Here is a 14,583-nt window from a genome sequence, read left to right as displayed (position 1 = left end):
GGGTGCCGCGTCGGTGACGGGGTCAGCGGCGGTCTTTGATGGCGCGGGTGATCTGCGCGGTCAATTTCGGGTCGACCAGTAGCTGGTCGATGAGCGCGGTAAGGACCTCTTGCCCGGTCACCCGGGCGACCCCCAGCCGGTCGGCCGCCTCACGCTGCCAGATGTCGAGGGCGCGGTGGGTGGGTGCCGGCAGGTCGACGGTTCGACGCGTCCGCTGGGTACGCCCGGCCTGGGCCCCCGGCGGCGGGCTGGCGATCCGCTGTCCGCTCGGCTGCCCGAGGCTGAGACGCTCGGTGGGGGCCGCGTCTCCCGTGGGTCCGCCGGCCGAGTTGGGGGCGCGAAAGGCTCCGGCGCTGGGTCCGCTGTGGCTGCTGTTGAAATTCACTTCGGTGTCTTCCTCGTGAGTGCGAATCAGTAAATCAGCGCTCGGTGCCGTTGTGTCAATACTGATTCTGTCACCGACGCCGGCGTAAGTCGCGTCGCCCGGCCGCCTCCGTCCCCGGTCTGGCGCCGCACAACTGATAACGCAGTCACGGGACACAATGGCGCCTTCCACCGCATGTCGGGCCGCAAATTGTGAAAGCAACTGTTTGCTCGAAAACCCTTGCAAGAGCGTCGACGATGACGCGGTGGGCTACTTTTGAATATTCATTAATCAAAGTATCCGCTAATGTGGAGAACCTGACATCAGTAGCTACGTGACCTGTGAACAGTACCTCAGTAGACGGCATGTGTCCTGCTCAAATAGCACTAGTGTCGTCGAGAAGTATCAGTATTTGGTGATAGATTCGCAGCGTAAATACGGATCGAAACCGGCAGAACTTTCGGCGGTAGTTATCCAATTCACACGTCTAACAAGCAATTAATCTTGTTTGCCAGTAAATGTACGACTAACGTTCTTACTGGCGAAAGCAAGTGGTTGGAAGGAATGACTTCGATGATCTCCCCGCGATCATTGCGCGGCGCGGCCGCAGGCGTCATAGGCGCCGGAGCCTTGGCCGGCGCGCTGCTCTCCGGCGGCGCTCCCATCGCTCAAGCTGCTCCTGCGTCCGCACTCACCACGAGTTTCACCGGTGCTGGGCCGCAAAGCGGACCGGGCTTCATCCCCGATCGTCCCGGCGATCGCGGATGGGGCGGCCATGATGGTCGGGGACATGGCGATTGGGGGCACGGCTACTGGGGCCGTGGCGGTGGCTACTGGGGCCCCCAGCACCGGTGGAACTGGTGGTGGTAACCACCATCTCCGCGCGGTAGCGGCCATCGCCGACACGCCAACCCTCGGGATGGCCGACCGCGTCCGGGGGAACCATGCCGGCCTGACCTAGTCAGGTCGGCATGGCCCTGTTCGGGCCCTGTTGCGACGCTTTACGGGTCCCGGGGCAGGCCCAGGAGCCGTTCGGCGATGATGTTCAGCTGCACCTCGGAGGTGCCGCCGTAAATGGTGGTGGCGCGGCTGGCCAACAGGTATTCGCCCCATTTGCCGGGCAGTTGATCCGGGTCGCCGATCGCGGCATCGGTGCCGAACGATGAGACCGCGAATTCGGCATATCCCTGGCCCGTGCGCATGGACAGGAGTTTGGAGATCGCCGCCGACGGCATGGCGTCGCCGCCGGCCAGCGTCAACAGCGTCGAACGCAGGTTGAGCACCTTGGCCGCGTGACCCTCGGCGATCAATTGCCCCGCCCGATGCTGGGCGATCTGATCGAAGTGGCCGTCGCGAACGAACTCGACGAACTGTGCCAGCGTGGCCAAGAAGTTTGCTTCACTGCTGCCGATCGATACCCGTTCCGCGGTCAAGGTGTTACGGCTGACCTCCCAGCCCCGGTTGACCTCACCGAGCACGCACTCGTCGGGCACGAACACGTCATCGATGTACACGGTGTTGAACATGGCGTTGCCGGTGAGCTCGCGCAGCGGCTTCACATCGACGCCATCACTGTGCATGTCCAACAGGAAGTACGTAATGCCAGCGTGTTTCGGGGCGCTGGGGTCCGTCCTGGCCAACAACGCGCCCCACTGCGAGAACTGCGCGGCGGTGGTCCAGATCTTCTGGCCGGTGATGCGCCAGCCGCCGTCGGTCCGGGTGGCCTTGGTGGTGAGGCTGGCCAGATCCGATCCGGCGCCCGGCTCGGAAAACAGCTGGCACCAGATCATCTCGCCGCGGAAGGTCGGCGGAAGGAAGCGCTGCTTTTGCTCCTCGGTTCCGAACGCCACGATCGACGGGACGATCCAGGTCGCGATCCCCGTCTGGGGGCGCTTGACCCGCCCGGAGGCGAACTCCTGGGCGATGATGATCTGCTCCACCGGGCTGGCGGCGCGGCCCCATGGCTTCGGGAGATACGGCAGCACCCAACCGCCCTCGGCTATGGCAACCTTGCGCTGCTCCCGCTCCATCCGCTTGAGCGCGGCGACCTCGGCGCGGATCTGTGCTCGCAATTTCTCGGTGTCGGGGTCGAGGTCGATGTCCACCGCGCGCATGCCGGTGGTGGTGGCGGTGTCGACGACTTTTTGCGGGTGATCCGAACTGCGACCGAAGGAGGCGGCCAGCATAAGTGCCCGCCGGTAGTACACGCCCGCGTCGTGCTCCCAGGTGAAGCCGATGCCGCCGTGCACCTGAATGCAGTCCTGGGTGCAGCGCTGGGCGGCTGCGGGCGCAAGCGTCGCCGCCACGGCTGCCGCGAAATCTACGTGCGAACCTGCGGTGTCCCAATTGTTTTCGCGGGCTTCGTCGATCGCGCGGGCGGCATCCCACACGGCCGCGGTGGCCCGCTCGGTGTCGGCGATCATTTCGGCGCACTTGTGCTTGATGGCCTGGAACTGACCGATCGGGCGGCCGAACTGCTCGCGAACCTTGGCGTAGTGAGAGGCCGTGTCGGTCGCCCAGCGGGCCACACCGATGGCTTCAGCGGACAGCAGCGTGGTCATCAGCGCGTGCGCCGTCGCCTTGCTCAGGTCGGTCAGCACGACGTCGTCGCCGACCTCGACGGCATTGGCTCGCACATCGGCGATGGGGCGCAGCGGGTCCAGGCTTTTCACCGGTTCTATTTCGAGCTGGTCGGCGCGCAGCACCACCCAGGCCTCGCCGCTGTCGATCGCGACGGGCAGCACCAGCAGCGTGGCCTGCGCGGCGGCGGGGACCGCCCGGACTTCGCCGCGGATCACCAGTGAATTGCCCTGCCGGGTGGCGGTCAGTGCGCAGCAATTCAGGCCGTAGGAGGCGATTTCGGCGCCTGACGCCAGCTCGGCGAGCACCTTCGCGTCCGGGTCGTGCGCACAGATCAGGGCACTGGCGATCGCCGACGGCACGAACGGGCCCGGCACCGCCCCGTAACCGAATTCGGCCAGCACGATGGCCAACTCGAGGATGCCGAAGCCCTGCCCGCCCACGGATTCGGCGAGATGAACGCCCTGCAGCCCCTGGTCGGCCGCGGCCTGCCAGTACGGCGGAGGGTTATCGATAGGGGTCTCCATGGCCGCATGCAACGTCTCGGATGGCGCGATGCGCGCGACAAGCGATCGCACCGAATCGGCCAGGTCATGATGCTCAGGATTTATTGCGATCGGCATTGGTCGCCTTCCGTTGCTGCAGGAGGCCGTCTCGGCCAAGTCCTTTCCAAGCTAACAACCAGTCGGTTGGTTGACGAGATGGGCCAGCGGGTGTCCGTCGTACACCGGCCGGCAACGAGATGGGCGAAAACACTCAGCGCCACCGCTTGCCGATCCATTGGGCGATGGTGTCGGCCTGCTCGCCCCGCGCCCCCGGGGTGGTGAAGTAGTGGTCGGTGTCCACCGTGGCCCGCGATTTGTCGGTGCTGGCGAGTGCGTCGAAAATGCGTTGGGCGTCCGAGGGAAACACCCCGGTGTCGGCTTCGGCGTTGATCACCAGGGCGGGACAGCTGATTCGGGCCAGGTGCGGTTCGGCACGGGTTTGCGCCACCCGCAGGCTCCACATGCTCAGCCAGTTGCGTAGCGTGCAGGTCGCCGCGATGCCGTGCGCCGAGCGATTCGCCTTGGCAGGGACGCCTGCGTAGCACATGTTCGGTTGCCGTTTGGTGGGCTCGATGCTGGCGTCGACCATGCGGGGATCGGCCCAGGTCCGCATCACGCAGAACGGACGATCGGAAAATCCCGCCGCGCGAACGCGTTTGAGCTCGGTCTCCGCCCAGTCGGTGATCGCGTGGTTACGCGCCGTCTGCGTGCTGCGGTAGCGGGCGAGAAACTCCGCCGAGTAGGGCGGGCCGTTGCCCTCGTTGAACAGGTCAAGGTCGGCATCGGTGGCGACGGGGTCGTTCTCGTCGACGACGGCGGCGTCCATCCACGCGGTGAGCACCTCCGGACGGCCGGGATGAGCGGCGGTGGCGACGTAACCGTCGGCGGGTGGCAATTCGGTCAGCCCGGCGGCCGGGCGCATCCCGTCCAGCGGGGTCACGTTGGGCTCGACGGCCTGCGACTGGTAGGCGGCCATCAGTGAGCCACCACCCGAATTACCCAGGAGCACAACGGTATCCACGCCCTGAGCCTCACGCAGCCAGCGGACACCGACGCCGATGTCGACCAGCGCGTGGTCGAGCAGGAAATTGCTTTCGAAGCCGCGAAACCTGGTGTTCCAACCCAGAAACCCGATGCCACGAGTGGCCATGTAGTCGGCGAGATAGTGCTCGGAGAAGTCGATCTGGTAGTGCGTGGCGATCATCGCCACCTTCGGTTTGCGTCCCACCCCCCGGTGATACAGGCCCTGGCACGGGTGCCCACCCGCGCCCGCGCGCCCCGCGGTGCGCGACGGCAGCCCGACGAATTCGCGGATGACTCCGGCACCGGTACGACGAGTCAATTCAGCGGCCCCTCTCGCGCATAGATGGCTCGGTAGTAGATGTTGGCCATGGTGCGGATGCAAGCCTTGTCGTCGGGTTCCACCGCGCGTGCGCCGCCGAGCTGGATGTAGCAGAACTGGTTGAACATCGCCACGATGGCTTCGGCGAGCAGCCGCGGATCGTCGTGGGGGCAATAGCCGTCAGCCTGGGCACGTCGGACCGATTCGACTATGAAAGATATTGGTATTTCACAAATCTCGGCCCAGTATCGGGCGAAGTCGTCGTTGATCATCGCCAGCTGCGACACGCTGATCACCTCGGCGAGCCGGTTGCGGTAGGTGTGCCAGTGCGCGGAAGCGGCGGCGTGCGCACGCTCCCGATCGGACAGACCATGTTCGGTCACCGCTAGCGCGCGTTCGTTGGCCTCGTCACGGAAGCGCAGCGCCCACTGACGCACCATCGCCTCTTTGGAGTCGTAGTAGTTGTAAAAGGACGCCGCCGACCGCCCGGCTTCGGCGGCGATGTCGGCGATGGTCGTGGCCAGGACGCCCTTGCGCGCGATGACGGTCCGGGCGGCCGCGTCGATGGCCGCCTGCGTGCGCCTGCCCCGAACGGTGGGAAGCTCGGCGGGCTGGCCGTCCCGGCCAGCAGGGGACGCCACGGTCGACACCTGCGCACCTCCCTGGGCCGAAACTGAAACTGATGTTAGATTCAGATTTGGATCTTGGCCAGGATCGTCAAGCCGGGGACCGAGGGGAGCCACCAGATGATCAAGCCGCACAACACCAACACGGAATTCGAACTCGGCGGGATCAACCACGTCGCCCTGGTCTGTTCCGACATGGCGAAAACCGTGGACTTCTACAGCAATGTCCTCGGCATGCCGCTGATCAAATCGCTGGATCTACCCAACGGCGCGGGCCAGCATTTCTTCTTCGACGCCGGCAACGGCGACTGCGTCGCGTTCTTCTGGTTCGCCGACGCTCCCGATAGGGTGCCGGGGATTTCGTCGCCGGGCGCGATCCCGGGCATCGGCGACATCACCAGCGCGGTCAGCACCATGAACCATCTGGCTTTCCACGTGCCGGCCGAGCAGTTCGACGCCTATCGTCAGCGCCTCAAGGACAAAGGGGTGCGGGTCGGGCCGGTGCTCAACCACGACGAAAGCCCCATGCAGGTGTCCGCGACTGTGCATCCCGGCGTCTACGTGCGCTCATTCTATTTCCAGGACCCGGACGGCATCACCCTCGAATTCGCCTGCTGGGTAAAGGAATTCGCAAGCAGCGACGTCCAAGCGGAGCCCAAGACCGCGGCGGACCGCCGACCTCCAGTGGGTGCCGCTCACTGATCCCACCGGGCCGAGCCGCAGGATGTTTTCATGACCGACGGCATTTTGACCGACGCGCAGATCGCGGCGCTGACGGCCGAGCAACGGCGGGAACTGATCACCCGGCTGGAGCAGCCACTCGGTGACGTGATCGACCCGGAGTTCCTGGCGCGGGTGCGGCGGATCCGGTTGAGTCTGATGGTCGGTGGCTCAATGGCGATGGTGCCGTGGCTGGTGTATCTGGCGGTGACGCTGCCCGAGAACTACGTCGCGCACAACTGGCCCATCACCTGGATCGGTTTCGACGTGCTGCTGGTCGCCTTCATGCTGACGACGGCCGCACTCGGGTATCTGCGTCGTCAGCTGCTGGTGCTCGCCGCCTTCACCACCGGTGTCCTGCTGATCTGCGACGCGTGGTTCGACCTGATGACCGCCGGCCCCAAAGACATCTGGCTGTCGGTCATCACGGCGGTGCTGGTCGAAGTGCCGTTGGCGATCTTCATGATCACCAGCGCGGTGCGCATCATGCGGCTCACCATGATGCGGTTGTGGCTGCTGCATCCCGGCATGCGGCTCTGGGATCTGCCGCTGTTTCCTTGAGCGAACGATCGGTTCGGGCTCAGCCAGGGTGTGAGCCCGGGTGAGCTAGGTGTCCGCACGAGTTTCGAAGAGGCGGTACAGCTTCGGCTCGGCGAGCTCGTCGAGCAGTGCGGCCAACTGATCGATGAGCTGGTCCGGTTCGAGTTGGACGTCACCGGCCAGCCAGGCGCTGATGGTTTGTCCGACACCGCCGACCACGAAATGCGCGGCTGCCTTGATGCGTTCGTTGGCCGGGACCTGTAGCGCCTGGCCGACGTGCTGACCGGATAGCATGGCGAACAGCGCGCTGGACTCGACGCGTTTGCGCACGATCACCGGATCGGCCAGTTGCGTGCTGAACAGCAGTCGCCCCACGCGGGGGTCTTCGGTGATGCTGCGCACGATGTCGGCCATGCAGGCGCGCGCCTGCTCCGCGGCTGGTGCCGCCGCGACGGCGGCCTGGGTGGTAGCGGCCAGCTCGGCCACCACCCAGTCGAAGACGCTGGCGACGAACTCGTCCTTGTCGGCGAAGCTTTCGTAGAAGTAGCGCGGGGTCAGCCCGGCCTGGCGGCACACGGTGCGAACCGTCAACGCGGCGGTGCCCCGTTGCTCGGTTCCCAAGACGTCCAGGCCGGCGCTCAGCAACCGGGCGCGGCGGTCGGCAACCCGCCTGCCGGCATCGACGCCCCCGTACGGTCGCTCGCGCGGGTCCTCGGACATGTGCTCCATCTTGACAGCGGCGGCAGTCCGGGGCAATATCGGGAAACAGACGTTATCAGATTTAGTCACCCGTGCCGGGGAGGCCTTTGGATGGCAATCCAAGAGACGATTCAACCGCTCATCCCGCACGTCGAGCGGCCGATGGCTGACCCGCCCCGGCCGCATCCGGCTCGACGGCCCCGACGAGTGTCCGAGGACTACGGGTTGATGGGTGTCGCGCTCCTGGCCGGCCCGGCCAACGTGATCATGGAGTTGTCGCGCCCCGGCGTCGGCCATGGCGTCGCGGAAAGCCGCGTCGAGAGCGGCCGCATCGACCGCCATCCCATCAAGCGGGCCCGCACCACGTTCACCTACATCGCTGTCGCCAATGCCGGGACGGATGAGCAGAAGGCCGCCTATCGCCGCGCCGTCAACCGGTCGCATGCGGAGGTCTACTCACGGCCCGGCGACCCGGTGGAGTACAACGCGTTCGATCCCGAGCTGCAGTTGTGGGTCGCGGCCTGCATCTATAAGGGCGGGATCGACATCTACCGCACTTTTGTCGGCGAGATGGAAGACGCGGACGCCGACCGGCTGTACCGCGAGGCGATGACGCTGGGCACCACGTTGCAGGTGCCGCCGGAGATGTGGCCGGCGGACCGGGCGGCCTTCGACCGGTATTGGCAGGAGTCGTTGGCCAAGGTGCGCATCGACGACACCGTGCGCGAGTTCCTCTACCCGATCGCCGTCTCCCGGGTACGCGGTTTGCGCCTCCCCCGCCGGTTACGGGAACGGATGGAGAGCTTCAATCTCTTGATCACCACCGGCTTTTTGCCGCAGAGGTTCCGCGACGAGATGCGGTTGCCCTGGGACGCCACCATGCAGCGGCGCTTCGACCGCCTGATGGCGGTGGTGGGTGCGGTGAACCGCAAGCTGCCGCGAATCATCCGGCAATTCCCCTTCAACCTGATGCTGTGGGACCTGGACCGCAGGATCAAGAAGGGCCGTCCGCTCGTGTAGCGCGCGGCAGGGCAAAGCACGGCTTGAAAACGATAATCATATTCATTAGGCTCCTCGGTCTGGTAACCCTTCCAGCCTGAGGAGTGCCTTATGACGGCGCCAATTTGGATGGCCTCGCCGCCCGAACTGCATTCCGCGCTGCTCAGCAGCGGCCCCGGACCCGGGCCGTTGCTGGCTGCGGCCGGTGCCTGGTCGCTACTGAGCACCGAATATGCCTCTGCCGCAGACGAATTGAGCGCGCTGCTGGCGGCAGTCCAAACAGGGGCATGGCAGGGACCCACGAGCGAGTCCTACGCCGTCGCGCACGCTCCGTACCTGGCCTGGTTGACGAAATCGAGCGTCGACAGCGCGACGGCCGCCAGTCAACACGAGGTGGCGGCGGCCGCGTACACCGCGGCGTTGACCGCCATGCCCACGCTGCCGGAACTGGCCGCCAACCACGCCGTGCACGGGGCTCTGCTGGCCACGAATTTCTTTGGGGTCAATACGGTTCCCATTGCCGTCAACGAGGCCGACTATGCGCGAATGTGGACCCAGGCGGCCACCACCATGTCGACCTATCAAGCGGTGACGACCGCGGCCGTCGCGTCGACACCGCAATCAGATCCGGCGCCGGCCATCGTGAAATCCGATGATGCCAGCGATGATTCATCGGGTCCGGACCACGACCCGACGATCGACAATCCGCTCAACGACTTCATCGCGAAGATCCTGCGAAACTTCGGGATCGACTGGAACCCAGCCCAGGGCACGGTGAACGGGCTGGACTATGACGCCTACACCAACGCCTGGGACCCCATCTTCTGGGTGGTGCGCGCCCTGGAACTGCTGGAGGATTTCGAGCAGTTCGGTTATTACCTGGTGCACAATCCGGCGTTGGCTTTCCAGTATCTGGTCCAGCTCGCGCTGTTCGATTGGCCGACGCACATCCTCGAGATCTTCACCAGCATGCCAGAGTTGCTGGCGCCCGCGTTCCTGCTTGCCGCCGCTCCCTTCGGCGCCGTCGGCGGCTTCGCCGCGATAGCCGGCGTGGCGGGCATGCCCGTCCCCGTGGTCGTCCCGGCGCCCGTGCCCGGGCCCGCCCCGGCGCCCCCCGCCTTGCCGGTCGTCGCCACCGCCCCCGGCCCCGTCGCACCGGCCGCGGCACCTGCCTCCGCCCCGGCGCCCGCGCCCACCCCCACAACGAGCACCGTGACCAGTGCGCCACCGGCACCGCCGGCCCCGGCTGCCCCCGGGCCGGGGTTCTTTCCTCCCTACGTCATCGGCCCCCCGGGGATTGGCACGGGCTGGGGCATGAGCGCGAGCGCGAGCTCCAGCGCGAAACGCAAAGCGCCCGAGCCGGATAGCGCTGCGGCCGCGACGGCGGCCGCAGCGCGGAAAGCAGCCAGGGTCCGCCGGCGGCGACGCGCGACATTGCGCGGCCATGGTGACGAGGTCATGGATATGAACGTCGACGTCGACCCCGACTGGGACGCTTCGCTGGCGTCGGACCGGGGCGCGGGCACATTGGGGTTCGCCGGGACGGCGCGCCGGGATGCGGTCGCGGCGGCGGCCGGATTGACGACGCTGGCCGGTGACGAGCCCGGCGGCGGCGCAACGTTGCCGATGATGCCGGCCACCTGGAGCCCGGACGGCTCCGGCAGCGGGGCGCCTCGCGGCGATGTGGGGGACGACTAGCACCGCGAACCTGTTGGCCATGGCGACGTCGTCGAATTGTCCCGAAATTTCCGAGCTGGTGTGCGCTGCGAAAATGACACGGTGGGCACGCTGAAGGGGTGCGGCCGACGCTCAGCTGGCCCGCATCCACCTGCGCGGCCCGGCCGTCGCAGGGGCGGCCGGTCTACCGGACAACACCTGGATTCGCGTCCAGGGCCTAGTCATACCCGCACCGAGACAACCGAATTCGCCGATGATTCCGATATGAAAGAGCACCGCGGTCACCCGCATCGACGCCCCGCCTAAGCCCTATGACTACCCGTATTGAGCGGTCAGTTGCATCGGCTTGAGCCGCGTGTCCACCGCTCGTGCTGGGTGAGTTGGCTTGGGAGGGGCGTGATTTCCCACTGCCCGAGCTCCAGCCAATCGCGCAGTTCGGCGGCCGCGGCACGGTCGGTGATAGGGCCTATCCAATGCGCCGGGCCGCAGGCCACCCGATCGTTGGTGCACGGTTGCACCACGGCCATGACGCCCCCGCCGGTCGGCCGAGACGCACAGGTGAGGTGTCCGAGCATGCAGGCGGCCGAGACCAGCATGGAGTGCGGACACCGACGGATGGTGGGACGCAATTCGTCGATCACCGACAAGTGGTCGACAGCGCAAGCGGCGCAGACGATCACGGTAAACGGGCGGTCGGTACCTGGGCGGTGCGGCGTCATCGCGCGTGCCGTCCGGGGTAGGGCAGCAGCGCCATTTCACGGGCGTTCTCGATGGCCCTCGCGACCCGTCGTTGTTGCTGAACGGACAGGCCGGTGACGTGGCGGGACCTGATCTTGCCGCGTTCGGAGATGAACACGCGCAGCGTCGCGGTGTCCTTGTAGTCGACCGCATCCAGCCCCAGGCTGTGCAGCAGATTCCTTCTGGGTGGGCGGCCGGCGAATAGCGCGGGCCGGCGGGTGCGCGCGGCTTTCCCGGCCATTACCAGCTCGCCTTGCGCAGACCGGGTAGCTGCCCGGCGTGCGCCAGTTCGCGGACCCGAACCCGCGATAGCCCGAACTTGCGGAGGTGGCCGCGTGGGCGCCCGTCGACCGCGTCACGGTTGCGCACCCGCACCGCGCTGGCGTCGCGGGGCTGGCGCGTCAGCTCGTTTTGGGCCGCCGCCCGCTGCGCGGCGGTGCTCTGCGGTGCGCGGATGATCTCTTTGAGTTCGGCGCGGCGTTCGGCGTAGCGCGCCACGATCGCACGACGGCGATCGTTCTTGACGATCTTGGATTTCTTGGCCATGCTCAGCGCTCCTCGCGGAACTCGACGTGGCGGCGGATGACGGGGTCGTATTTGCGCAGCACCAGCCGGTCGGGGTCGTTGCGCCGGTTCTTGCGGGTGATGTAGGTGTAGCCGGTTCCCGCGGTGGAGCGCAGCTTGACGGTGGGGCGAATCTCGTTGCGTGCCACTAGATTCGCTGTCCTTCGCGGCGCAGCCGGGCGACTACCGCTTCGATGCCGTCGCGGTCGATCACCTTGATGCCCTTGGCGCTGACGCGCAGTCGGATCCGCCGGCCCTCGGAGGGCAGGTAGTACGTCTTGAGCTGAACGTTGGGGTTGAAGCGCCGCGACGCGCGGCGGTTCGAATGCGACACCGCGTTACCGAAACCCGGTCGCCGCCCGGTCACCTGGCAGTGGGCGGACATGCTGCACCTCCATACTGCTTATTGAAAATCATTTTCGACAAGGCTCGGCACGAACGGTACCGTATGTGCGAGCCAGATGAAAACGATTATCAATAAGGGGGCACGATGCGGACGCCCGTCATCCTGATCGTGGGGCAGAGGGACACCGACCCGGTCGCGGGTGCATTGCTGCGCACCCCGGGAACGCTGGTGGTCGAGCACCGGTTCGACGGTCAGGTGGTGCGCCGAACGACGGCCACGCTTTCCGGTGGCGTCTTGACGTCCGATGAGACCGGCTTGGAGCTCGCGCACGGCTGCGTTTCATGCACCATCCGCAACGACCTGCTGGTCTTGTTGCGTCAGTTGCACCGTCGTGACGACGTCGACCGGATCGTCGTGCACTTGGGCCCCTGGCTGGAGCCCGAACCAATCTGCCTGGCGATCAAGCACGTTCGGGTGCGCGTGGCGCCGGGTTACGTCGATGGACCCGCGGCGCTGGACGTGTCGATCGCCGCCGTGGTGACCTGCGTCGATTCGCCGACGTGGCTGAACCGGGCGCTGGGTGAGGACGAATTGGCCGACGGGCGCACAGAGGCGCAGGTGGTGATCGGCCAGGCCGAATTCGCCGATGTGGTGGTGCTCAATCAGCCCAATCCGTTCGTCGCGGCCGTGCTGCGCCGGCTGTCCCCGCGGGCTCGTGTTCGGGTGGGAGCCGACGGCATCGAGGACGAGCTCAACAATCTGTATCGCGACGCGCGCCGCGGCCGCAGCGACGACCCGCACGGCCCGCTGCTGACCGGGCAGCCGCCACTGGACTCGCGCGGACCAATCAGCCTGGTGGAGTTTAATTCTCGGCGACCTTTCCATCCCCAACGCCTGCACGCCTGCCTGGATCTGTTGCTCGACGGTGTGATTAGAACCCGGGGGCGGCTCTGGCTGGCCAGCCAACCCGACCGGGCGATGTGGTTGGAATCGGCCGGCGCCGGGCTGCGGGTGAGTTCGGCCGGCAAGTGGCTGGCCGTCCTCAACGACATCGAGCTGAGCGGCATCGACGCTGAGCGAAGAGCCTTTGCCGAACTGAGCTGGGACGACCGGCACGGCGATCGGCACACAGCGATGGTCATCCTGGTGTGCGGCGCAAAACCCGCCGACATCCTGGACGCGCTGCACGGCGCGCTGCTGACCGAGGAGGAGATGCGGTGCCCACGCGGCTGGATCCGCTACGACGACCCGTTCGGCGACTGGCACGAGGAGCCGTGCGCCGACCGGGCGGAAGTCGCCGACAACGCGGTCCGGCAAATCCGGCAGGACGGCGATCCGCCGTGAAATCCGGCGTTCACCCGGTCGTGTTCCCGGACGTCACCATCGGTGCGATGCTCCTGACCCCAGCGCACGAGTTCGCGCATCGCCGAGTGGCAAACCCCCGCGGGGCCAGGCGCAGAAGTTCCATCGCCGCCATCGTGGCAGGTAGCCGCGACATGCGCCACTACCGTTGTGCGCCACCGGAAACGGTGTGTCGGTGGCGCGGCGTAGTGTGGGCGGGGTGCGTAGCGAAGGCGATACCTGGGACATCACCACGAGCGTGGGTTCGACCGCGTTGTTCGTGGCAGCGGCGCGGGCATTGGAGGCGCAAAAGCCCGATCCGTTGGCCGTGGATCCGTTCGCGGAGGTTTTCTGCCGCGCCGTGGGCGGTGCGTGGGCGGACGTCCTCGACGGCAAGGACCCTAACCACCAGCTGAAGACGGCCGACTTCGGCGAGAATTTCGTCACCTTCCAGGGTGCCCGCACCAAATTCTTCGACGAATATTTCCGCCGGGCGGCCGCCGACGGCGTGCGTCAGGTCGTCGTGTTGGCGGCGGGCCTGGACTCGCGCGCCTACCGCTTGGACTGGCCGGCCGCTACGACAATCTTCGAGCTCGACCAGCCGCAGGTGCTCGACTTCAAGCGCGAGGTGCTCACCGGTGCCGGCGCCCAACCGCGTGCCGAACGTCGTGAGATCGCTATCGACCTGCGTGAAGACTGGCCGCAAGCCCTGCGTGACAACGGCTTTGACCCCAGCAAACCCTCGGCATGGATCGCCGAGGGCCTTTTGATCTACCTCCCGGCCGCGGCCGAGGAGCAGCTGTTCACCGGTATCGACGGTCTGGCCAGCCGGGGCAGCCACGTCGCCGTCGAGGACGGTGCGCCGATGGATCCCGAGGACTTCGAGGCCGCGGTGGCAAAAGAACGCGCGGCGACCACGCAGGGCGACGGGCGGGTGTTCTTCCAGTTGGTTTACAACGAGCGGCATGCGCCGGCCACCGAGTGGTTCGGCAAGCACGGCTGGGATGCGGTCGGCACGCCGTTGGCCGACTACCTTCGGCAGGTTGGGCGCCCGGTGCCCGGCCCGGAAACCGAGGCCGGCCCGATGATCGCCCGCAATACCCTGGTCAGCGCCGTCAAGGCCTGACTCGCCGCGTCGGGATTTTCATTGAGATCCGGATGACGTTCTCGCACCCGATCCGGGGTTGTCGGTCGCATCGGATCGTGGTGCGGGGCTTTTGGGCTTTGCTGGAACGGTGCCCGTGGATAGCGCGGAGGCGACGGGGCTGACCACGCTAGCCGGTGACGAGTTCGGAAACGCGCCCCCGGCGCCGATGCTGCCGGGCAGTTGGGACAGCGACTAGCGGGGAACTTTGTTGGCCCGCCAGCCGACTACTGGCTGCGTGATCGTTCCGCGGCCACCGGTCGTGACGGTCGTCGAGCTCATCCGATCGTCAAGGAGTCGTTGCTATGACCGCGCCCGCGCGGACGGTGTCATCCCTATCCGCTCGGCCGGAGCGGAC

General features: G+C 66.7%; 17 protein-coding genes and 4 pseudogenes. 10 read left to right on the top strand and 11 right to left on the bottom strand.

Annotated elements, in window-relative coordinates:
- Positions 1-22: 22 nt before the first annotated feature.
- Positions 23-385: an ATPase gene (locus AC5Y4F_RS15745; RefSeq protein ID WP_067931790.1), complete on the bottom strand. Its 363-nt coding sequence runs from the start codon at positions 383-385 to the stop codon at positions 23-25.
- A gap of 552 nt (positions 386-937) precedes the next feature.
- On the opposite strand from AC5Y4F_RS15745, the gene AC5Y4F_RS15740 reads away from it, so the two are divergent.
- Positions 938-1,234 (top strand): hypothetical protein, encoded by a 297-nt coding sequence (locus AC5Y4F_RS15740; RefSeq protein ID WP_499997545.1) that lies wholly within the window; start codon positions 938-940, stop codon positions 1,232-1,234.
- A 131-nt stretch (positions 1,235-1,365) separates the two neighbouring features.
- Here AC5Y4F_RS15740 and AC5Y4F_RS15735 read toward each other — a convergent pair whose 3' ends face one another.
- The 3 genes from AC5Y4F_RS15735 to AC5Y4F_RS15725 all read right to left on the bottom strand — a co-directional run bounded on the left by AC5Y4F_RS15735 (position 1,366) and on the right by AC5Y4F_RS15725 (position 5,481).
- Positions 1,366-3,567, bottom strand: a complete 2,202-nt coding sequence (locus AC5Y4F_RS15735) for an acyl-CoA dehydrogenase family protein (RefSeq protein WP_067931794.1) — start codon at positions 3,565-3,567, stop codon at positions 1,366-1,368.
- Between the two features lie 133 nt (positions 3,568-3,700).
- Complete coding sequence (locus AC5Y4F_RS15730; protein WP_067931796.1) at positions 3,701-4,831, bottom strand: alpha/beta hydrolase; 1,131 nt, start codon at positions 4,829-4,831, stop codon at positions 3,701-3,703.
- Positions 4,828-5,481 (bottom strand): TetR/AcrR family transcriptional regulator, encoded by a 654-nt coding sequence (locus AC5Y4F_RS15725; RefSeq protein ID WP_067931798.1) that lies wholly within the window; start codon positions 5,479-5,481, stop codon positions 4,828-4,830. Before AC5Y4F_RS15725 ends, AC5Y4F_RS15730 begins: the two co-directional genes overlap by 4 nt.
- A gap of 96 nt (positions 5,482-5,577) precedes the next feature.
- On the opposite strand from AC5Y4F_RS15725, the gene AC5Y4F_RS15720 reads away from it, so the two are divergent.
- Both AC5Y4F_RS15720 and AC5Y4F_RS15715 read left to right on the top strand, forming a co-directional pair.
- Positions 5,578-6,159, top strand: coding sequence for a VOC family protein (locus AC5Y4F_RS15720; RefSeq protein WP_067931800.1), 582 nt, complete (start codon positions 5,578-5,580; stop codon positions 6,157-6,159).
- Positions 6,160-6,189: 30 nt separating this feature from the next.
- Positions 6,190-6,738 (top strand): hypothetical protein, encoded by a 549-nt coding sequence (locus tag AC5Y4F_RS15715; protein WP_499997544.1) that lies wholly within the window; start codon positions 6,190-6,192, stop codon positions 6,736-6,738.
- A gap of 45 nt (positions 6,739-6,783) precedes the next feature.
- On the opposite strand, the gene AC5Y4F_RS15710 is transcribed toward AC5Y4F_RS15715, so the two are convergent.
- Positions 6,784-7,437, bottom strand: a complete 654-nt coding sequence (locus AC5Y4F_RS15710; protein WP_369829676.1) for a TetR/AcrR family transcriptional regulator — start codon at positions 7,435-7,437, stop codon at positions 6,784-6,786.
- 90 nt (positions 7,438-7,527) lie between these two features.
- Here AC5Y4F_RS15710 and AC5Y4F_RS15705 point away from each other — a divergent pair, with 90 nt between their 5' ends.
- Positions 7,528-8,436, top strand: a complete 909-nt coding sequence (locus AC5Y4F_RS15705) for an oxygenase MpaB family protein (protein WP_499997543.1) — start codon at positions 7,528-7,530, stop codon at positions 8,434-8,436.
- A 90-nt stretch (positions 8,437-8,526) separates the two neighbouring features.
- Positions 8,527-9,018, top strand: a pseudogene (locus AC5Y4F_RS15700) (PPE family protein); the annotation flags it as partial.
- 572 nt (positions 9,019-9,590) lie between these two features.
- Here AC5Y4F_RS15700 and AC5Y4F_RS15695 read toward each other — a convergent pair.
- Positions 9,591-9,668 (bottom strand): annotated as a pseudogene (locus AC5Y4F_RS15695) (hypothetical protein); the annotation flags it as partial.
- 61 nt (positions 9,669-9,729) lie between these two features.
- Between AC5Y4F_RS15695 and AC5Y4F_RS15690 the strand changes: the two are divergent.
- Both AC5Y4F_RS15690 and AC5Y4F_RS15685 read left to right on the top strand, forming a co-directional pair.
- On the top strand, positions 9,730-10,113 hold the full coding sequence (locus AC5Y4F_RS15690) for a PPW family C-terminal domain-containing PPE protein (RefSeq protein WP_499997590.1): 384 nt from the start codon (positions 9,730-9,732) through the stop codon (positions 10,111-10,113).
- A 100-nt stretch (positions 10,114-10,213) separates the two neighbouring features.
- Positions 10,214-10,360 (top strand): annotated as a pseudogene (locus AC5Y4F_RS15685) (TIGR03943 family putative permease subunit); the annotation flags it as partial.
- A gap of 64 nt (positions 10,361-10,424) precedes the next feature.
- On the opposite strand, the gene AC5Y4F_RS15680 reads toward AC5Y4F_RS15685, so the two are convergent.
- Genes AC5Y4F_RS15680 through rpmB form a run of 5 tightly spaced genes read right to left on the bottom strand, consistent with a single transcriptional unit; the run spans position 10,425 to position 11,779 of the window.
- The gene (locus tag AC5Y4F_RS15680) at positions 10,425-10,811 is read right to left on the bottom strand and encodes a hypothetical protein (protein WP_067932153.1); all 387 of its coding nucleotides are present in this window, start codon (positions 10,809-10,811) and stop codon (positions 10,425-10,427) included.
- Positions 10,808-11,071 carry a 30S ribosomal protein S18 gene (rpsR, locus tag AC5Y4F_RS15675; RefSeq protein ID WP_067932151.1) on the bottom strand — a complete coding sequence of 88 codons (264 nt, stop codon included), beginning with the start codon at positions 11,069-11,071 and terminating at the stop codon, positions 10,808-10,810. Before rpsR ends, AC5Y4F_RS15680 begins: the two co-directional genes overlap by 4 nt.
- Entirely contained in the window at positions 11,071-11,376 is a 306-nt protein-coding gene (gene rpsN / locus AC5Y4F_RS15670) for a 30S ribosomal protein S14 (RefSeq protein WP_067932149.1), read from the bottom strand. The genes rpsR and rpsN overlap by 1 nt, the downstream gene beginning before the upstream one ends.
- 2 nt (positions 11,377-11,378) lie before the next feature.
- Positions 11,379-11,543, bottom strand: a complete 165-nt coding sequence (rpmG, locus tag AC5Y4F_RS15665; protein WP_067932147.1) for a 50S ribosomal protein L33 — start codon at positions 11,541-11,543, stop codon at positions 11,379-11,381.
- Complete coding sequence (gene rpmB / locus AC5Y4F_RS15660; protein ID WP_067932146.1) at positions 11,543-11,779, bottom strand: 50S ribosomal protein L28; 237 nt, start codon at positions 11,777-11,779, stop codon at positions 11,543-11,545. The genes rpmG and rpmB overlap by 1 nt, the downstream gene beginning before the upstream one ends.
- A gap of 105 nt (positions 11,780-11,884) precedes the next feature.
- Between rpmB and mrf the strand changes: the two genes are divergently transcribed.
- From mrf to AC5Y4F_RS15645, 3 genes and pseudogenes are all read left to right on the top strand, one after another.
- The gene (gene mrf, locus AC5Y4F_RS15655) at positions 11,885-13,084 is read left to right on the top strand and encodes a ribosome hibernation factor-recruiting GTPase MRF (RefSeq protein WP_067932145.1); all 1,200 of its coding nucleotides are present in this window, start codon (positions 11,885-11,887) and stop codon (positions 13,082-13,084) included.
- A gap of 217 nt (positions 13,085-13,301) precedes the next feature.
- Positions 13,302-14,207 carry a class I SAM-dependent methyltransferase gene (locus tag AC5Y4F_RS15650; protein ID WP_067932163.1) on the top strand — a complete coding sequence of 302 codons (906 nt, stop codon included), beginning with the start codon at positions 13,302-13,304 and terminating at the stop codon, positions 14,205-14,207.
- Positions 14,208-14,232: 25 nt separating this feature from the next.
- Positions 14,233-14,424, top strand: a pseudogene (locus AC5Y4F_RS15645) (PPW family C-terminal domain-containing PPE protein); the annotation flags it as partial.
- Between the last annotated feature and the right edge of the window lie 159 nt (positions 14,425-14,583).

The organism is Mycobacterium sp. NGS56 (assembly GCF_059812425.1).
The sequence above is the reverse complement of the archived record's forward strand: the minus strand, read 5'-3'. Positions and strand labels throughout refer to the sequence as shown.

Bases quoted from the DNA above. Each gene is read 5' to 3' on its own strand.
- rpsR (WP_067932151.1), bottom strand. From the start codon at position 11,071: ATGGCCGGGAAAGCCGCGCGCACCCGCCGGCCCGCGCTATTCGCCGGC.
- AC5Y4F_RS15720 (WP_067931800.1), top strand. From the start codon at position 5,578: ATGATCAAGCCGCACAACACCAACACGGAATTCGAACTCGGCGGGATC.
- AC5Y4F_RS15690 (WP_499997590.1), top strand. From the start codon at position 9,730: ATGAGCGCGAGCGCGAGCTCCAGCGCGAAACGCAAAGCGCCCGAGCCG.
- AC5Y4F_RS15680 (WP_067932153.1), bottom strand. From the start codon at position 10,811: ATGACGCCGCACCGCCCAGGTACCGACCGCCCGTTTACCGTGATCGTC.
- AC5Y4F_RS15710 (WP_369829676.1), bottom strand. From the start codon at position 7,437: ATGTCCGAGGACCCGCGCGAGCGACCGTACGGGGGCGTCGATGCCGGC.
- AC5Y4F_RS15705 (WP_499997543.1), top strand. From the start codon at position 7,528: ATGGCAATCCAAGAGACGATTCAACCGCTCATCCCGCACGTCGAGCGG.
- AC5Y4F_RS15735 (WP_067931794.1), bottom strand. From the start codon at position 3,567: ATGCCGATCGCAATAAATCCTGAGCATCATGACCTGGCCGATTCGGTG.
- AC5Y4F_RS15740 (WP_499997545.1), top strand. From the start codon at position 938: ATGATCTCCCCGCGATCATTGCGCGGCGCGGCCGCAGGCGTCATAGGC.
- mrf (WP_067932145.1), top strand. From the start codon at position 11,885: ATGCGGACGCCCGTCATCCTGATCGTGGGGCAGAGGGACACCGACCCG.
- rpsN (WP_067932149.1), bottom strand. From the start codon at position 11,376: ATGGCCAAGAAATCCAAGATCGTCAAGAACGATCGCCGTCGTGCGATC.
- AC5Y4F_RS15715 (WP_499997544.1), top strand. From the start codon at position 6,190: ATGACCGACGGCATTTTGACCGACGCGCAGATCGCGGCGCTGACGGCC.
- rpmB (WP_067932146.1), bottom strand. From the start codon at position 11,779: ATGTCCGCCCACTGCCAGGTGACCGGGCGGCGACCGGGTTTCGGTAAC.